A 16,642-nucleotide genomic window follows, 5' to 3' on the forward strand; every position below is an offset into this window, starting at 1 on the left:
GAGGGTGTTCCTTTCGAGCGGGGGAGGGTCAGGAGAACCGGCGGAGGAGGCTGCTCTCCACTGCCGCCGCGACGGCGTAGGCGATGATCGATACCGCGGTGACCAGCACGACCGCGCTCCACAGCAGGTTGTACTGGGCGTTCACGCTGGCTCTGAGCATGAGGAAGCCGAGACCCTGCCCGGTCGCCAGCCATTCGGCCAGGAGCGCGCCGAGCAGCGCCGTCGGGGCGGCCACCCGGGAGGCGGCGAAGATCGACGCCATGCCGTACGGCAGGCGGACCGTGGCGAGTGTCCGCAACGGCCCCCCGCCGTATGTCGCGATGAGATCGACGGCGGACTGCGGCGTGGCGCGCATCCCCGCCACCACGGTCACCAGGCACGGGAAGAACGTGACGAGCCCCGCGATCACGATGACGGTGAGCACGTCGCGGCCGAAGACCAGCGCGATGAGCGGCGTCATGGCGACCAGCGGCACGGTCCGCAGGGTGACCGCGATCGGCATGACGACAGCCTCGGCGAACCGGCTGACGACCACGAGCGAGGCGAGCATGACGGCTGCGACGGTGCCCGCCGCGTAGCCGAGGGCGGCATTGCGGAGCGTGACCGCCAGCGGGCCGAGGACCTGGTCCAGGTTGCCGGAAAGGTACGCCCACACGTCGAGCGGCGTCTTGGCGAAGAACGGGCTCAGGCCGCTCACCTTGATGAGAACCTGCCAGAACACCAGCATGAACGCCGTACCGGCCAGGCCGGTGGCCAGCGCGACCACAGTGCGTCTGCCGAGGCTGCCCGGCCGGGTCGGCGACGGAACCGCGGTGGTGGACCCCGACCGGGCCCACGGGGCGATGAGGCGTTCGGCGGCCGCCGTCAGCCCGTAGGCGACGCCGGCGAGCAGGGCGGCGTAGAGGGCGAGGCCCCAGGTACGGGTGGCGTCGAGTGTCTGCTGGCTGTAGACCATGGCCACGCCGAGCCCTTGGCGCCCGCCGAGGTACTCGCCGATCACGGCGCCGAGAACCGCCGCCGGGGCGGCGATGCGCAGCCCCCCGAAGAGCGCGGGCAGCGCGGCCCACACCCGGACGCTGCGCATTTGCCGCCAGCGGCCCCCGCCGGCCGCCGCGACCAGGTCCAGGCTGGTGGCGTCGGTGGACCGGAAGCCGAGCATGACGGCGACGAGGGTGGTGAAGAACACACCCTGAGCGGCCACGACGATCTGCGGGTCGTCGCCCTCCAGGACAGCGGTGAGGATGGGCGCGATCGCGACCAGCGGCAGGCAGTAGAGGGCCACGAAGAACCGGAACGCTATCAACTCGATGGGCTTGACCAGGACGAACACCACCCCTGCGACGATCGCGAGGAGATTGCCCCACAGCCACCCCCACGCCGCCTCCTGCGCCGTCTGGGCGATGTGCGGCAGGGCGAAGGAAAGATCCTGCACGGCCCGGCCGGCGACGGCGACAGGACTGGGCACCGTCCGCCCTCCGGCGAACACCGTTGTCGCCAGAATCTGCCACACGAAGAGAACGGCGAGCGGTCCCGCCGATCGCGACACGGCGGGGGAGATCGCCGGTGAGACCGATGTCCTTCTCCGCGGCATGACGGTGCTCACTGCGACCTCCCACCGCGCCGAGCAGCCGTGCGGCACCGGCGCTGACTGCCGTGCGTTCGTGCACGACCGTGACGAGGCCCAGCGGAGCCGTGGTCGTTCCGGGCGGTCATCGGGCGGATCCGTAGTCGAAGAGGATCTCCGAGAGGCGATCCTCAAGCTTGTGGAATTCGGGGCTCCGCAGCATCTCCGGTGTTCTCGGCCGGGGCAGATCGATCTCCACGGTGGTCGCGATCCTGCCCGGGCGCGGGGTCATCACCGCGACGGTGTCCGAAAGGAACACCGCCTCGGCGATCGAGTGGGTGACCAGCAGCGTGGTCGTGGCACGGGTGGTCCAGATCCGCAGCAGTTCGAGGTTGAGACGCTGCCGGGTCATGTCGTCCAGTGCTCCGAACGGCTCGTCGAGCAGGAGAACTCTGGGCTCGACGACGAGGGCACGGGCGATGGCGACGCGCTGGCGCATGCCGCCCGACAGCTGCGCCGGACGGGCCTTGTCGAAACCGTCCAGGCCAACGAGCTTGATCAACTCCTCGATCTGGCCCTTCGCCGGTTTCATGCCTCCGACCTCGAGGGGCAGCCTGATGTTGGCGTGGACGCTGCGCCAGGGCAGCAGCGCCGAGTCCTGGAAGGCGATGCCGACCCCATGGGCGCTCCGTACCGCCTCCGGTGTCTCTCCATGGATCAGGGCCTCCCCGTCCGTCGGGCTGTCGAGGCCCGCCAAGATCCGCAGCACGGTCGACTTGCCGCATCCGGAAGGGCCGAGCAACGTCAGGAAGTGGCCCGCGGGCATCTCCAGGTCGACCCCGTCCAACGCGGTCACCGTCGATCGGCTGAGCCTGAACTCCTTGCGGAGACCGCGCAGCGCCAGGCCCGCGATCGCCTTTTCCGCCACCGTCAAAGAACGCTCCCACCAGGTATTTGGTGAGATGCTCACCGCAACTGGCTACGTGGAGCTTTCCCGCTCGTAAAGTTGCCGTTTCGCGGCGCGCACGACGGCGACAAGCGTTCGGTAATGTACATTCCTCCATCGCAACCGGATCCGGTCCCAGTGCTTCCTGTGCGAGCTGACAGTTGACAGCGGGGTGGGCGGCATCGCCGCGTAGCGGGCCGGCCGGGGCTCTGTCTGCCTGGGCACATGTGAAGATGACCACATGACCGAGACGATCCGGGTGGAACAGCCTGCGTTACGCAGGGCCGCGTACGTCGGTGCGGCGCTCTTGGCCGCCATCCTTGTCGTGGCCCTGATCTGGGCTGAGGACCTGCGCTTCACCCACTCGTCGGGGGATATGGAGGCGGTGGCCCGCACGCTGGAGGAGGGCGCCAAAATCAGGGATCAGAGCTTCGGAAGCCTCTCGTTCGAGTTCGTCCGGCGGGAGGACGACCTGGTCTACTTCTACCGAGGCAAGGGCTGGGGAGGGGACGGCTACGGCTATGTCTGGAGCCCCGCGCGCCGGCCGGACGATGTCCGCCACGTGGAGGGGCCTTGGTACAGGTTCCGGGACGACGCGCACCAGTGAGCCTTTCCATCCTCAGGCGGCCAGGGCAACGCGCTCGGGGACCCGAACCGCTCCCCGGGGCCTGTGGGCGCGGCTGCGGACGGAGCATCCCCGCTCGGGGCTCTGGCCGCTGCTGCTGGAATCTTTGAGGGACGACGAGGAGTTTCGTCCCTGGGTGTCGGGAGAGCTCGACGCGAGCGAGGCGACGTCGCCGGAGCAGCATGACGCGGCGGTGTTGCCGGGCCCGGCGGTGGAGCGCGTGCATGCCGGAGGAGGAAGAGCAGCACGCGGACCTGTACCTGAGCATCGCCGCCCCTCCGGCCACCCTGGACCAGGCGCTGCATGTGGCCGCCGAGTACTTCGCCTTCTGCCCGGACAACATCTGGCAGGGGCCCGGATCCTTGGCCGCGTACGCCGAGTGTCTCGTCGACGTGGACTCCTGGCAGTTCTGGTGGGACTGATCCCGGTCCGTTGCTTCGTCTGGGCCACCACGGCGATGTCGCGCTGTCAGGAGTCGCCGACGATGTTCCAGAGGACCTGAAGATTTCCGCGATGGTCATGGGATGGACTACGGCGCTGACCCGTATGATCCCCGGAAACCGGAGAGCGACCAGGGGAAAGATGAGTCCGAGGGCCGCGGGCGGCCCGACCGCCCGCGGCCCTCACGTGCTCACTGCACGGTTATCTTGTCGACTTCGACGGTGATCCCCTTCACCTGCGGTGTCGAGGTGGCCGTCGTCACCTTGCCGGTCCCGGCGCCGGCTCCCCTGATCTTCATCGAGTAGGTCAGGCTCCCACCGGGAGCACCAGGCGTGCTCTTCACGACCAGGTCCTCGGTAGGCGGACCGGTGATCTGGCCGCCTGCCGTGCCCTCGTCGTTCTCGGCGCCCACGGTCAGCCCCGCCGAGGCGGGAGGAGAACCGGGCAGGTTGGCCGGGTCGTAGGCGTAGCTGATGTCCTCCACGCCGTTCAGCCCGATCCACTGCTGGAACACCTTGGTGTCAGTGGTGCCGAAGAGGTTCACCCGCCACTCGATCACCAGCCAATCGTTGACCCCGTCGGTCAGCGTGCCGGCGAAGATGCCGGGAGCGCCGGTGCCGTCGAGGTCGGTCCAGTAGGAGGCGAGCACGCCGTTCGGACGTGCCGGATCGGGCAGCGACTGCGGCATGAACGCGATGTCGTCGGCCCCGCTGGTGCCGCCCGCCACGCTGTAGCCGTTGGAGGTCACGCCGATCCTGGTGTACGTCTTCCCGGCGAACGTGAACGCGGGCACCGTGAAGTTCAGCGCCTGCTCGTCCCCGATCGCCTGCGGCGCGATCCCGAATGCGTCCAGCGGGAGGTATCCGGCCGGTCCCGCGCCGGGCGCGATCGTCGGCTCGTCGGGCTGCCTGGCGGCCAGCGTCGCCTTGGCCGTGGCGATCTGGCTGCCGACCTTGGTGGCGCCCGTCACGCTGTTCAGCCGCAGCCGGGCGTCGAGGGTGCTGAGCGCGGTGACCTCGGCGTTCTGCAGGCTGTTGTTCTGCACAGTGACCGTACAGGTGGACTCGCCGGTATTCCGCGGGATGGTGGCCGGCGCACAGGTCTGGTCGACCGGCACGATGCCTTCCTGACGGAAGAACGCCACCGGCAGGTGCAGCGCCCGCGAGCCGCCGACCTGCTTGAGGTTCACCTGCCCGAAGTACTGCCCATCGGGCAGGTCAGGCGCGGTGATCACCACGCTGAGCTTGGCGGTCTTGCCCGGCGCGACGGAGATGAGCGGCGGCAGCACCGTGATGGCAGCGCCGCTGACCGTCTTGGCCGAGGCGGTGAAGGTGAGCGTCCTGTTCGTGACGTTCTTGATCGTTCGCTTGGCCGTGATGACGCCAGGCATGATCGGGGCGTTCACCGACGGCAGGTTGAGGTCGATGCGGTTGAGCGGATCGGCGGCCGAGGCGAGGAAGTTCGCCGCGGTCTCGTCCAGGGTCAGGCCGGGGTCGCCGGCCTTGGTCAGGTCGATGCGCCCGCCGCCCATGTCGAACGGGTCCGCCGGAGTGGTCCCGTCCTCCTTGAACACCGACGTCTTGCCGGTGGTCTCCAGCGCCGACTTCACCTGTCCCGGCGTCCAGTCCGGATGCAGGGCGAACACGAGCGCGGCCGCGCCCGTCACGTGCGGCGCCGACATCGAGGTGCCCGAGATGGCCTGGTAGAGGTTGCCGGGCGGCCCTCCGAGCGGCGACTCGGTTGTCGGCGTCATGCCCGCCAGGATGTGGTTGCCTGGCGCGGTGACGTCCGGCTTGAGGAAGTCCCCGCCGGGACCGCGCGAGGAGAAGAACGTCATCCGGTCGCCCTGCCACGTGGTCTTCTGGCCTTGCGTGAGCGACGCGGTGGCGCCCGGATGCGCCGCCAGGAAGCTCAGCAGGGTGTCCGACTCGGGCTTGAGCAGGTGCGCCGACGGGATCCAGTGGGAGTCGGTGAAGACGTCGAACGGGAAGCTGTTGTACAGGATCATCCCGGCCGCGCCGCCCTGCCTGACGTTGAAGCTCTTCAGCACCCGGTTCGGGCCGCGCTCACAAGCGACGATCTTCCCGGTGAACAGCCCGGCGGGCGCTGGGGCGTCACACAGCGGCCGCGAGTACGGCGGCGCCGACGCGAGCACCACTGGCAGCGGCGAGGAGGTCCCCGAGGTGATCGAGGCTCCCTTGATCGTCGCCGTCGCGCCGCCGCCGGCCAGCGTGATCGTCGACTGGAACGTCCTGTCCTGCGTGGACGCCGCCACCGTGGTCACCCATGGGCTGCGGTGGTCGGTGGTGTTCGCGCCCGGCCCGGAGTTGCCCGCCGACGCCGAGACCAGCACGCCCGCCGCGTACGCGTCCAGGAACGCCAGCTCGACCGGGTCGCTGTACGGGTCGCTTCCACCGGAGATCGAGAAGTTGATCACCCGGACCCCGTCCAGGATGGCCCGCGCCACCGCCGCCGCCGAGTCCGAGGAGAAGCAGCCCTGCTCGCCGCAGACCTTGTAGACCGAGACCGCGGCGCCGGGCGCGATGCCCTTGATCGGCCCGCGGCTGATCCCCAGCAGGTTGGCGTCGGCCACCGGGTTGCCCGCCGACGTGCTGGCGGTGTGGGTGCCGTGCCCGTTGGAGTCCCGGGCGCTTTCCGGATAAACGTCCCCGCCGATGACCGCGTTGTACGTCTCCAGGAACGGCTGCCCGCCGACCAGCTTGTTGTTGCAGGTGAACGGGTCGTTGGCGGGAGTCAGCGGGTTGTCGCCGAAGTCGCACACCCGGGGCGTGCCGTCCTTGGTCGGGCCGGGGTCGGGCAGGCCGGACCGGCCGGCGAAGGACGGGTGCTCGGGCCAGGCGCCGCTGTCCAGCACGCCCACGATCACGCCCTTGCCGGCCGTGCCGCTGCCGCCCAGTTTGTTGTAGATGGTGGGGGCGCCGATGAACTCGGGGCTGGAGTCGGTGAGCAGCTGCAGTTGCTTGTCCTCTTGCACGGCGACCGCGCCGGGCAGCTTCAGCACCTCGGCCGCCTTGTCGCCGGGGATCCGCAGCGCGACGCCGCCGTACACGGTCCTGATCTTCTGGCCGACCACGGCTCCTGGGACCTTCTCGGCCAGCTCGGCCAGGAAGGAGTTCTCGACGTCCTGGATGTGGCCGGTGTACTTCCTGGCCTCGGCGCTCCGGGTGTCGAGGGACTTGCCGGTGACGGCCGGGCTGGTGCCCGGCAGGCCGGGCAGGCCGCCCTGGTAGGCGGCGAGCGAGTCGTAGTCGAGCTTCACCACGACGTTGACCGGCGCGGATGACCTGTTACGCAGCAGGGCCTGGTCGCTCTTGGCGAGTTTGCCCGTCGGGGACTTGGCGCCGTCGACCACTTCGGCGCCGGTCAGGGGAGTGGCCTGCCATTTCGAAGGGGGCGGGGACGGGGTCGGGCTGGCGAGTGCCGCCGCCGGGCTCAGGGTCGCGACGACGCTCAGGCCCGCGGCGATCGCGGCGAACCGCCGCACGCGGGATAAGAGGGTGCTGGATGACACAAAGAACCTCCTCGTCGAGGTGCTGCGTGGACGTCGCCACGCCACCAGGGAGGCGCCATGTCACCCCGTTCGAAGGCACGCCGGAGAGATCACTGACCCTCCCCGGTGGGTGACGAGCGGGAACGGCGCCCATGGGGGCGCAGTACCGAACCGGAGTGTAAACGCCGATCTCTGACAAGGCACCCTGCTGACTTGCCAGAATCCCGCCGGCAATCCGGCACATTTCACGATCGACACCGCCCCTGCTGCCGCCTGTCCTGGGGTCTCACCATGTGTCCGGATTCATGGCAGGCAGTCGCCGCCGCCGTCGACCTGCGTCTTCCCGCTCGCGGGCGTGCGCGGGGCGCCTACGGCGCGGCAGGCCGGATGGTGGTGAGATGACGTACGGGCTGACACGCCAAGACCCAGGCTGAAGGGCATCAGAAGCCGATGACCCCGGCGGCGACGTTGATCCGGGCGAGCGCGCCGTGGAATACCGCGCCCGGGAACACTTCGGCCGCGAGGCGCCGGGCCGACGAAATAAAAGGGTGGCATTCGCGGAATACCCCCCGCTATCGTGGTTCACGTCGAACTTCGCAACGTCAGGAAAGGCCGGTCATGCGCTACGCAGCCATCGCACTCGAGCTGGAACGGCGTCTCTGCCGCCGAGCCGCTGTGTCCGGCTGTGCGCTCGCCGGACCGGCTTCTGGATAATCCTCGCGGAGGAGGATCCGGAGGCCGCCAGGGACGCACCCGGGCGGCCTTCCGCTTTTCCGCGAACACATTCTTGGGCTGATGGTGAAAAGGCATCACACCTGCCTTGCAAGCAGGAGTTCGGGTTTCGAGATCCCGTCGGTCCATGCGTCCGTAGCCCAATGGGAGAGGCACCGGTCTTAGGAACCGGACGGTGCGGGTTCGAATCCCGCCGGACGTACGGAGCCGCCGTAGACGAATGGGGAAAGTCACCAGACTTTCAATCTGGGCAGTTGCGGGTTCGAATCCCGTCGGCGGTACTTCATACGGCTCCATAGCTCAATGGACAGAGCGCCGGCTTACGAAGCCGGGTCCGTTGCAGGTTCGAATCCTGCTGGAGCCACTTTCCACCAGCCAGATTTTGCGCATGGCCTGCGGCAATGGCAGGCCGTCCATGCCCGGCGGCTGATGGCGGGTCGCCGTGCGGGATAGGTCAGCCGGAAGTCTTACCCGGGGTGCGACCGCCGTCGCAGGCGAGGTTCGTCCCGGATGCGGAGGAGGACGGGCGCCTGCGCCCCGAGGATGGAGATCATCTCTCCCCTCCGAAGGAAGGCCCGCATGCCGTTCACCACCACCACCGCCGCCGCCACCGCGCTCCTGCTGTCCTTCTTGCCGGCCCCCAGTCAGACCGACGTGCGGGAGGCGCTCGACGCCGCCGTGGCCGCCGGCGCGCCCGGCATCCTGGCCAGGATCGATGACGAGCGCGGCACCTGGATCGCCACCAGTGGCAAGGCCGACCTGGACAGCGACCGGCCGGTGCCGCGCGAGGCCCGCTTCCGCGTGGCCAGTCTGACCAAGAGCATGGTGGCCACCGTCATCCTGCAGCTCGTCCAGGAGCGCGAGCTCACCCTGGAGGAGCCGATCGGCGAGCGCCTGCCGGGGCTGGTGGCGGGCGACGACCGGATCACTGTGCGCCAGTTGCTCAACCACACCAGCGGCCTGGCCGACTACGTGGCCGCCGACGAGTTCGCCGACCCCGAGCAGTACGGCCGCCGGACCTACACTCCGCGGCGGCTCGTGGCCGAGGGCGAACGGCTGCCCCGCAAGGGGCCGGGCCGCTTCGCCTACTCCAACACCGGCTACATCCTGCTGGGGCTGCTGGTGGAGAAGGTGACAGGCAACGACCTGCGGGACGTGCTCGAACGCCGGATCTTCCGCCCGGCCGGGATGACGCGCTCGTACCTGCCCCTCACCGACCCGGCCGTCCGCGGCCCGCACGCCACCGGGTACCACCTGCCCCGCGGCGCCGACCCGGCCGAGCCGGGTGCGCTGCGGCCGATCACCCGGCTGAACCCGTCCTTTGCCTGGGCCGCCTACGGCGTGGTGTCGGACGCCCGCGACGTGAACCGCTTCTACCAGGCCCTCTTCGGAGGCCGGCTGATCGGCGCGGACCTGCTCGCCCAGATGCGCACCGGGGTCGCGACGCCGCAGGCGCCGGTCTTCCCCAAGTACGGCCTGGGGCTGGAGTCGGTCGGCCTCACCTGCGGCGAGATGTGGGGCGCGACCGGCTCCATCCCCGGCTACCAGACGTTCGCCTTCGCCGACGCCACCGGCAAGCGCCGGATGACGGTGTCGGTCAACGTGCAGCGCAACGATCCGAAGGTCGCGACCATGCTGCTGGCCGCCGTCGACGCGCTGAACCGTTACTTCTGCGGCGAGCCCTACCCGCCGCTCACCTCCAGCGCGACGGGTCTGCGCCGCTGACCGGTGCTCTCGATGGGCACCGCCCGCCCAGGGTGAGCCGAGGCGAGCAGCAGCCGGTACGGCGCTCGGCCGGCCCGCCGTCGCGCCGCCAGGCACGCCTACCTCGACCTCGTGAAGGAGACTCTCCACTGACGCCGCCTCGGCTGCCGAATACGGCCTGAGAGCAGCCCATGAGGACTGTCGACCCGCAGCCCGGTCACCGATTGCGAGTTGACCCAGCCGGTCGCGTTTCCGGCGTACCGGCACTTCCAGCATCCGCGCGTGAGGAACATGAAGATGGAGCACCGCCTCGTGGTGCTGCCGGACTTCCAGGGGCTGTCGATCGGCGCTCGCATGTCGGAGTGGGTGGCGCAGCATCTCGCCGAGCAGGGCTACCGCTACCGGTCCGTCAGCAGCCACCCGGCGCTGATCTCCTACCGCGACCGGTCGTCGCGGTGGCTCGATCGCCATGGGTGCCTCCTGTCGGTGAGTCGGCTCAAGAGGTCGCGGTGCCGGAGGGAACTTGCCGCCAACTTGAGATCGACCTGCCATGCCGCGCCGACCGCACCGGCCTGCCGAAACGTCCCGCTGCGGCGGCGCGCGAAGGCGACCGCGCCGATCCTGGCACCGCCCTCGTGCCGGGTTCCTGGCAAGTGCGGCGCAACCGCACTCCAGAAGCCGTCAGGTGAGACGGGCGAACCTAGGCCTGGCCAGCCGACCGGCCGGCCCATCTCCCCACCACATCGACATCGCCCGCCACTGGCGAAGCGAGAAGAGTGAAAGGACTCACCATGCACAAGGCAACTGTTCTCGGCCGTAGGTTCGCTGTCGGACTGGGCGTCGCGGCGGTGTCGCTTCTTGGAGTCGGCGGCGTCCCCGCACAGGCCGAGGAGGGGCCGGTAAAGCAGACCATCGAGGTCGCCTTCGTCCAGGCCGAGGCCAGCGCCTCTCCCTGCAGTGGGACCGAGGTCTGGGGGGTGGCCGCCGGCGACGGCACGCCGCAGCGGCAGTGGGGCAACTACCAGGTGTGCCGATTCGCCAGCACCGCCGTGTCCATCTCCCTCCCGGAGGTCGCACCCGGTGATGACCTGTACACGCGGGCGCAGGACGCGGTCCGCACCGCCGCCGGCGGGACCGCCGCCACGTCGCAGATGAGCAAGTGCGTGTACTACATGCCCACCGGCCCGAACCGCAGCGCGGTCGTCACCTACAAGGCGAAGTCGTACACCGTCAAGGTCATAGACCACTTCGCCAGCGGGGAGTCGATCGTCGCGAAGACCGGTAACGGCTCGTACATGGCACAGCCGATCACCACCTGGACGCCGAAGTGCAACACGCTCTGACGCGGAGCCGTTGACCTGAGCATCACCGCGACAGCGTGTCCTTGAAGGCCTCGCCCCTCACCGACCGGGGCGAGGCTGCGGCCCGCAAAGCCGTCCGAGCGAGTCCGGCTCTCGCCGGCGTCTCGACGTCCGTGTCACGGGGGCTTGACAAGATCCGCGCGAATGCGTGTAATAACGGTCGCGTCGCGTGAGGCCGCCCGGGTGGACGGCGGCAGCATGGAGGCGCCGAATCAAAGGGGATGACGCCGTGACCACTCACACCATCGGTCGTGCCTGACCGCGTAGCCCCCGCGCGTCGTCCCATGCTCTCGGCGGTGTAGTCGACCCGCCGTGTCCTTCTTGCATGCCGCGCGGGATTCCCACGTCCTCGACACCCGATCCCGCCTGGAGCGAAAACACGCATGCCCATTGACTTCAACCAGCAGATCATCGACGAGTTCCGCGCAAACAAGGGGCAGGTCGGCGGCCCCTTCGAGGGAGCCAGGCTGCTCCTGCTGACGACCGTCGGCGCGAAGACCGGCACATCCCGCACGACCCCGCTCGGCTACCTGCCCGACGGCGGCGAACGCATCCTCGTCATCGCCTCGGCCGGCGGCTCGCCCAAGCACCCGGCCTGGTACCACAACCTGCGTGCCAACCCGCAGGTCACCGTGGAGGACGGCACCTTCACCTACTCGGCGAAAGCCGTCGTACTGGAGGGCGAGGAACGTGATCGCCTGTTCGCCCGCGCCGTGGAGCAGGACCCCGGGTGGGGCGCGTACGAGACCAGGTCCGGCCGGACCCTGCCGGTGGTCGCGCTCGTCCCGATCGACCACGGGCCGCCCACCGGAGCCATGGGTGACGCCCTCAAGAAGATCCACGGCGCCTTCCGCAAGGAACTGGCCGTGATCCGCAAGGAGGTCGACTCCTCGGGGCCCCGTCTGGCGGCGCAGTTGCGGGTCAACTGCCTGAGCATGTGCCAGGGTCTGCACGGGCACCATTCGCGCGAGGACGGGTTCATGTTCCCCGCGCTGGAGGGGCGCCACCCGGAGCTGACTGCGGTGTTCGAGCGGCTGCGGGCCGAGCACCTGGTCGTCCAGCGGCTGCTCGAACAACTCCAGGAGCTCCTCGCGGCCGACGACGTCGCTCCGGAGGCGCTGTCGCGCGAGGTCGGCCGGCTCACCGAGGAGCTGGAGGCGCACCTGGACTACGAGGAGGAGCTGCTCGTACCGCTGCTCAACGGCGGGTAGTTCCCGGGAACCAGGAGGACGGTGCCCAGGCCGGATGTGCCGGGCACCGGCCTGGCCGCGCCCGCGGGCCACCGCCTGTTCGCCGTGCTCCTCGCGCTGGCCGCCGCCCTGCGGGTGGTGACGATGTTCGGCTACCGTCCCGCCCAGCTTATTGGTACGACTCCTTCACCTATCTCGACACCGCCGTGCGCCTGGCGCCGTCGGCGGCCTTCCACCCGATCGGCTACCCGCTGCTGCTGCGGGCGCTGTGGCCGTTCCACAGCGTCGAGCTGATCGCGGGCGTCCAGCATGCCATGGGCCTGGCCGTCGGCGTCATGATCTATGCCGTGCTGCGCCGCCGCGGGCTGCCGGGCTGGGGTGCGGCGCTCGCGACCGTGCCGCCCCTGTCCGACGCCTCGTTCCTGCGGCTGGAGCACGCCGTCCTGTCGGACACGCTGTTCATCTTCCTCGTCGTGGCGGGCCTGGCCGTGCTGATGTGGTCGCCGCGCCTGTCTCTGCGCGCCGCGACCGGGGCGGGCCTGCTGTTCGCGCCGGCCGCGCTGACCCGGACGATCGCACTGCCGCTGTTCCTGGGCTACGGCGATGGGCCTGCTCGTCGGCCCGGTCGCCGTCCTGGACTTCGATCATCGCTATGTGCTGCCCGCGATCCCGGCCGCCTGCCTGGCCGCAGCCCTCACCTTCACCCGTCATCCCAAATGTGGGATAAACTCCCGAATGTGAGACACGCTGAGGAGATGGACGTCCGGCTGGCTGAGCGGCTGGCGGAGCTGCGCGTCGAGCGCGGCTGGTCGCTGGACGAGCTGGCGCGCCGGGCCGCGATCAGTCGCTCGACGCTCTCACGCCTGGAGCGCGGGGAGATCAGCCCGACCGCGGCCCTGCTCAACAAGCTCTGCGTAGTCTACGAACGGACGATGTCGCGGCTGCTGGCCGAGGTGGAGTCGGAGCCGCCGCGGCTGGTGCGGGCCGAGGCGCAGACGGTGTGGCGGGACGAGGAGTCGGGTTTCGTCCGCAGGTCGGTGTCCCCGCCGCATGCGGGGCTGCGCGGCGAGATCGTCGAGGCGACCCTGCGGCCGGGCGCGGACATCTCCTACGACGCGCCCCCGGTTCCCGGGATCGAGCAGCACATCTGGGTGCTGGAGGGCGCGGTGGAGATCACCGCGAACGGTCGCGTCCACACCGTCGAGGCCCGCGGCTGCCTGCGCTTCCGGCTGTGGGGCGCCTCCCGCTTCCGCTGCCCGGGCCCGGACCCGGTGCGTTACGCGTTGCTCATCGTCCTGCCGTGAAAGCCGAGGTTCTCCTGATGCACACCATCGACCGCCTGTCCGCCGAGGAGTTCGAGGCCGGGCTCAAGGAGCTGGCCGATCTCCTGGTCGACGCCGTGGACGACGGCGCTTCCGTGGGCTTCCTGGCGCCGTTCGGCCACGAGGAGGCCGCCGCCTGGTGGCGGGCCCAGGCCCCGGCCGTCGCCGACGGCAGCCTCCTGGTGTGGGTCTGCCGTGACGGCGGCCGGATCGACGCCACCATCAGCCTGGCGCTGGCCACCAAGCCCAACGCCCGCCACCGCGCCGAGATCGTCAAGCTCATGGTGCACCGGGAGGCCCGGGGGCGAGGCCTGGCGCGGGCGTTGCTGGCCGCCGCCGAGCAGGTCGCCCTCGCCGCCGGGGTGACCCTGCTCATGCTGGACACCGAGACCGGGAGCACCGCAGAGCACGTCTATCTGACCGGCGGCTGGACCCGCTACGGCATCGTCCCCGACTACGCGGCCTCCCCGGACGGCACCCTGAGCGACTGCAGCTTCTTCTGCAAGCGCCTCACTGCAGGCTCTGGGTGAGCGCGTCGAGGTCGGCCAGGCGCTGGGCGGGCGCCAGGCGGGCGGCGGTGGCGACCAGCAGCAGCTCGGTGACGGCGATCTCGTGGGCCAGCGGCGCGATCGGCCCCGCGGCCTCGCGCGGCAGCCTGACCAGCACCTCCGCCTGCCCGGCCAGCGGCGACTCCCAGGCGTCGGTGACGAGTACCAGCCGCGCGCCGCGCTCGCGCGCGGCGTGGACGAACCGGGCGGTGGCGGAGGAGTAGCGGCGGAAGTCGTAGGCCACGATCACGTCGCCGGGCCCAAGATCCAGCACGGTACGGGCGCGGGCCTGCGGCTGCCCGGGCACGCGGTGCGCGCGCGGGCGCAGGCCGGCGAGCTGGCGGATGAGGTATTCGGCGGCCAGCTCGCTGAGCGGGCCGCCCAGCGCCCACACGGCCCCGGCCTCGGCGAGCAGTGCCGCCGCGGCGGTGAGCAGCGGTTCGGAGACGGCGGCGAGCGTCCCGTCCAGCCCTGAGCGCAGGTCGTCGGCGGCCCGCCGCAGTGGGGAAGAGCCGGTCTCGTGAGGATCGCCGGGGGAGCGGGCGACGTACTCGTGCAGCCGCGACCGGTCCCGCGCCCCGTCCCTGACGGCGGCCTGGAAGCCGGCGAACCCGGCGTATCCGAGCCGGTCGAACAGCCGCGTGGCCGTCGGCGGGCTGACCCCGGCCCGCTCGGCCAGCGCCCGCAGGGAGCCCAGTGCCGCGAACGGATAGTCGTCGAGCAGGACGCGCACGATCGCGCGCTCGCCGGGCGGCAGCTCGGAGTACGCGGCGCTGAGCCGGCTCGCCACCGGATCGGTCTCCATGATGACAAATGTTACACCGACCCTCGTATATGCCTGTCGGCGGAACAAATGTTACGGTTCGGGCATGACTCCCTGGCATGGCTTGATCGAGAGCGACTACCGGCGCTGGCTGCCGGTCACCGACGCCACCCCGGCCGTCTCGCTGAACGAGGGCAACACCCCGCTGCTGCGCTCGGCGTACCTGTCCGAGCTGACCGGCTGCGAGGTGTGGCTGAAGGTCGAGGGCGCCAACCCGACCGGATCGTTCAAGGACCGCGGGATGACGGTGGCGATCAGCAGGGCGGCCGAGCGCGGCGCCGAGACCGTCATCTGCGCCTCCACGGGCAACACCAGCGCCTCGGCCGCCGCGTACGCCGCCCGCGCCGGCCTCACGGCGGCCGTGCTCGTCCCCAAGGGCCGCATCGCGCTGGGCAAGCTGAGCCAGGCCGTACGCTACGGCGCCCGCATCGTGGAGATCGACGGCACCTTCGACGACTGCCTGCGCGTCACCCGCGAACTGGCCGGTCACCACCCGGTCGCGCTGGTGAACTCGGTCGGCAACGAGCTGCGCCTTTCCGGGCAGCGCACCGTCGCCTACGAGATCGTCGACGCCCTCGGCGACGCGCCCGACGTGCACTGCCTGCCGGTCGGCAACGGCGGCAACATCACCGCCACCTGGAGCGGCTACCGGACCTACGAGCGCGCCGGACTGGCCACCCGGTCGCCGCGCATGTGGGGCTTCCAGGCGGCGGGCGCGGCGCCGCTCGTGCACGGCGCGCCGGTCGCCGATCCGCGGACGGAGGCGAGCGCGATCCGCGTCGGCAACCCGGCCACCTGGGACGGCGCCGCCGCGGCGCGCGAGGAGTCGGGCGGGCTGATCGCCGCGGTGACGGACGAACAGATCTTCGCGGCGTACCGGACACTGGCCAGGCGCGACGGTGTCTTCGCCGAGCCGGCCTCGGCGGCGGGGGTGGCCGGACTGCTCGACCAGCACGCGCGGGGTCTGCTGGAGCCGGGCCTGCGGGTGGTGATCACGCTCAGCGGCAACGGGCTCAAGGACCTCGACGCCTCGCTGCGCGACGGCTACACCGCGACCGAGACGCCGGCGGCCGCCGCGGACGTGGCCCGCGCCCTGCGCCTGGCCGCCTGAACCGGCCGCCGCGCCGCCGCCGCACCGCCGCCACCGCCTTGCGGGCGGCCCGCTGTGGAAAGGTATCGTCCGATCGCAGATGATCGCCCGGAATGTTGTGGGAACCCTCCATGCCTGAAGCATGCCGTTCTGGTGTGAGATCGACCTCATGAAGGATGCAGGCAAGAAGCGCCGGTTCCCTACGGGAGACCTGGCGAGGGTGGCCGTGTTCGCCGCGTTGATCGCGGTGCTCGGACTGCCGGGATCGATCAACGTCTTCGGCAACGCGGTCCCGATCACGCTGCAGACGCTCGGCGTGATGCTGGCGGGCGCGATCCTCGGCACGTGGCGGGCCGCGCTGGCCGTCACGGTGCTGCTCGTGCTGGTTGCCGCGGGCCTGCCGCTGCTGGCCGGCGGACGCGGCGGGCTGGGCGTCTTCACCGGGGCGTCCGCGGGGTTCCTCATCGGCTGGATCCCCGGGGCGGCGGTGACCGGCTGGCTCGTCGAGCGAGCGGGCCGCGATCCGGCGCTCGTCCGGCTCATGCTGGCGTGCCTGGGGGGCGGCGTCTTGGTGGTCTACATGTTCGGCATCCCCGTGCAGGCGTGGATCATGGGGCTGCCGCTGGGCCACACGGCACTGCTCGCGGCCGCCTTCCTGCCCGGCGACGTGATCAAGGCGGTGCTGACCGCCATCGTGGCCAGGGGCACGCAGCGGGCCTATCCCGACGCCGTGCCCACCGTTCATCGTGAGCGGCTGCGGGCCGGCGGGGGGCGTTGAGGCGCGC

The 16,642-nt window shown here is 70.6% G+C and carries 14 protein-coding genes and 4 tRNA genes; 14 read left to right on the top strand and 4 right to left on the bottom strand.

Annotated elements, in window-relative coordinates; all coding sequences use genetic code 11:
* Window positions 1-28: 28 nt before the first annotated feature.
* Both ACIBX3_RS40225 and ACIBX3_RS40230 read right to left on the bottom strand, forming a co-directional pair.
* On the bottom strand, window positions 29-1,603 hold the full coding sequence (locus ACIBX3_RS40225) for an ABC transporter permease (RefSeq protein ID WP_397125819.1): 1,575 nt from the start codon (window positions 1,601-1,603) through the stop codon (window positions 29-31).
* Window positions 1,604-1,709: 106 nt separating this feature from the next.
* Window positions 1,710-2,492, bottom strand: coding sequence for an ABC transporter ATP-binding protein (locus ACIBX3_RS40230; protein WP_397125891.1), 783 nt, complete (start codon window positions 2,490-2,492; stop codon window positions 1,710-1,712).
* Between the two features lie 259 nt (window positions 2,493-2,751).
* On the opposite strand from ACIBX3_RS40230, the gene ACIBX3_RS40235 reads away from it, so the two are divergent.
* A complete protein-coding gene (locus ACIBX3_RS40235) occupies window positions 2,752-3,117 on the top strand; it encodes a hypothetical protein (protein ID WP_397125820.1) in 366 nt (121 codons plus the stop codon).
* 242 nt (window positions 3,118-3,359) lie between these two features.
* Window positions 3,360-3,557: a DUF4253 domain-containing protein gene (locus ACIBX3_RS40240; RefSeq protein ID WP_397125821.1), complete on the top strand. Its 198-nt coding sequence runs from the start codon at window positions 3,360-3,362 to the stop codon at window positions 3,555-3,557.
* A gap of 209 nt (window positions 3,558-3,766) precedes the next feature.
* On the opposite strand, the gene ACIBX3_RS40245 is transcribed toward ACIBX3_RS40240, so the two are convergent.
* On the bottom strand, window positions 3,767-7,108 hold the full coding sequence (locus ACIBX3_RS40245) for a S8 family serine peptidase (protein WP_397125822.1): 3,342 nt from the start codon (window positions 7,106-7,108) through the stop codon (window positions 3,767-3,769).
* A gap of 768 nt (window positions 7,109-7,876) precedes the next feature.
* Between ACIBX3_RS40245 and ACIBX3_RS40250 the strand changes: the two genes are divergently transcribed.
* The 10 genes from ACIBX3_RS40250 (at window position 7,877) to ACIBX3_RS40295 (ending at window position 13,926) form a co-directional block, all read left to right on the top strand.
* Window positions 7,877-7,947, top strand: a tRNA-Ala gene (locus tag ACIBX3_RS40250).
* 1 nt (window position 7,948) lies between these two features.
* Window positions 7,949-8,021: transfer RNA gene (locus ACIBX3_RS40255), tRNA-Leu, on the top strand.
* Between the two features lie 4 nt (window positions 8,022-8,025).
* Window positions 8,026-8,100: transfer RNA gene (locus ACIBX3_RS40260), tRNA-Glu, on the top strand.
* An 8-nt stretch (window positions 8,101-8,108) separates the two neighbouring features.
* Window positions 8,109-8,183: transfer RNA gene (locus ACIBX3_RS40265), tRNA-Arg, on the top strand.
* Window positions 8,184-8,398: 215 nt separating this feature from the next.
* The gene (locus tag ACIBX3_RS40270; protein ID WP_397125823.1) at window positions 8,399-9,544 is read left to right on the top strand and encodes a serine hydrolase domain-containing protein; all 1,146 of its coding nucleotides are present in this window, start codon (window positions 8,399-8,401) and stop codon (window positions 9,542-9,544) included.
* A 210-nt stretch (window positions 9,545-9,754) separates the two neighbouring features.
* Window positions 9,755-10,303 carry a hypothetical protein gene (locus ACIBX3_RS40275; RefSeq protein ID WP_397125824.1) on the top strand — a complete coding sequence of 183 codons (549 nt, stop codon included), beginning with the start codon at window positions 9,755-9,757 and terminating at the stop codon, window positions 10,301-10,303.
* 11 nt (window positions 10,304-10,314) lie between these two features.
* Window positions 10,315-10,866, top strand: coding sequence for a hypothetical protein (locus tag ACIBX3_RS40280; protein WP_397125825.1), 552 nt, complete (start codon window positions 10,315-10,317; stop codon window positions 10,864-10,866).
* Window positions 10,867-11,267: 401 nt separating this feature from the next.
* Entirely contained in the window at window positions 11,268-12,095 is an 828-nt protein-coding gene (locus ACIBX3_RS40285) for a nitroreductase/quinone reductase family protein (protein ID WP_397125826.1), read from the top strand.
* A 185-nt stretch (window positions 12,096-12,280) separates the two neighbouring features.
* On the top strand, window positions 12,281-13,378 hold the full coding sequence (locus ACIBX3_RS40290) for a helix-turn-helix domain-containing protein (RefSeq protein WP_397125827.1): 1,098 nt from the start codon (window positions 12,281-12,283) through the stop codon (window positions 13,376-13,378).
* Window positions 13,375-13,926, top strand: a complete 552-nt coding sequence (locus ACIBX3_RS40295) for a GNAT family N-acetyltransferase (RefSeq protein ID WP_397125828.1) — start codon at window positions 13,375-13,377, stop codon at window positions 13,924-13,926. Before ACIBX3_RS40290 ends, ACIBX3_RS40295 begins: the two co-directional genes overlap by 4 nt.
* Here the strand turns inward: ACIBX3_RS40295 and ACIBX3_RS40300 are convergent.
* Window positions 13,907-14,749, bottom strand: coding sequence for a MurR/RpiR family transcriptional regulator (locus tag ACIBX3_RS40300; protein WP_397125829.1), 843 nt, complete (start codon window positions 14,747-14,749; stop codon window positions 13,907-13,909). The two genes, ACIBX3_RS40295 and ACIBX3_RS40300, sit on opposite strands and share 20 nt — an antisense overlap.
* A gap of 64 nt (window positions 14,750-14,813) precedes the next feature.
* Between ACIBX3_RS40300 and thrC the strand changes: the two genes are divergently transcribed.
* Window positions 14,814-15,878, top strand: a complete 1,065-nt coding sequence (thrC, locus tag ACIBX3_RS40305; RefSeq protein WP_397125830.1) for a threonine synthase — start codon at window positions 14,814-14,816, stop codon at window positions 15,876-15,878.
* Between the two features lie 148 nt (window positions 15,879-16,026).
* Entirely contained in the window at window positions 16,027-16,635 is a 609-nt protein-coding gene (locus ACIBX3_RS40310; RefSeq protein ID WP_397125831.1) for a biotin transporter BioY, read from the top strand.
* The last annotated feature ends 7 nt before the right edge of the window (window positions 16,636-16,642 follow it).

The organism is Nonomuraea sp. NPDC049480, from assembly GCF_044465905.1.
Taxonomy (GTDB): Bacteria; Actinomycetota; Actinomycetes; order Streptosporangiales; family Streptosporangiaceae; genus Nonomuraea.

Excerpts from the sequence above, each read along its gene's own strand:
- ACIBX3_RS40235 (WP_397125820.1), top strand. The coding sequence starts at position 2,752 with ATGACCGAGACGATCCGGGTGGAACAGCCTGCGTTACGCAGGGCCGCG.
- ACIBX3_RS40240 (WP_397125821.1), top strand. The coding sequence starts at position 3,360 with ATGCCGGAGGAGGAAGAGCAGCACGCGGACCTGTACCTGAGCATCGCC.
- ACIBX3_RS40270 (WP_397125823.1), top strand. The coding sequence starts at position 8,399 with ATGCCGTTCACCACCACCACCGCCGCCGCCACCGCGCTCCTGCTGTCC.
- ACIBX3_RS40280 (WP_397125825.1), top strand. The coding sequence starts at position 10,315 with ATGCACAAGGCAACTGTTCTCGGCCGTAGGTTCGCTGTCGGACTGGGC.
- ACIBX3_RS40285 (WP_397125826.1), top strand. The coding sequence starts at position 11,268 with ATGCCCATTGACTTCAACCAGCAGATCATCGACGAGTTCCGCGCAAAC.
- ACIBX3_RS40300 (WP_397125829.1), bottom strand. The coding sequence starts at position 14,749 with ATGGAGACCGATCCGGTGGCGAGCCGGCTCAGCGCCGCGTACTCCGAG.
- thrC (WP_397125830.1), top strand. The coding sequence starts at position 14,814 with ATGACTCCCTGGCATGGCTTGATCGAGAGCGACTACCGGCGCTGGCTG.
- ACIBX3_RS40310 (WP_397125831.1), top strand. The coding sequence starts at position 16,027 with ATGAAGGATGCAGGCAAGAAGCGCCGGTTCCCTACGGGAGACCTGGCG.